Here is a 267-nt window from a genome sequence, read left to right as displayed (position 1 = left end):
GGCGATGGACCCGCAGCAGCGCCTGCTGCTGGAGACGGCCTGGGAGCTCTGGGAACGTGCCGGGGTCGACCCCGAGACGGTGCGTGGCAGCCGGACGGGCGTGTTCATCGGCACGAACGGCCAGGAATACGTCTCCCTCGTGGACCGGGGCCCGGACGTGACCGAGGGCTATGTCGCCACCGGCAACGCGGCCAGCGTCGTGTCGGGACGTATCTCCTACACGTTCGGCCTCGAAGGTCCTGCGGTCACCGTGGACACGGCGTGTTC

General features: G+C 69.7%; 1 protein-coding gene. It reads left to right on the top strand.

Going from position 1 to position 267, the window contains the following annotated elements; translation table 11 throughout:
- A partial coding sequence (locus GTW67_RS13260) for a beta-ketoacyl synthase N-terminal-like domain-containing protein (protein ID WP_202437184.1) occupies nt 1-267 on the top strand: 267 nt, incomplete at both ends.

This window comes from Streptomyces sp. SID5910 (assembly GCF_009862125.1).
Taxonomy (GTDB): Bacteria; Actinomycetota; Actinomycetes; order Streptomycetales; family Streptomycetaceae; genus Streptomyces.
This window is presented reverse-complemented; position numbering and strand designations above follow the sequence as displayed.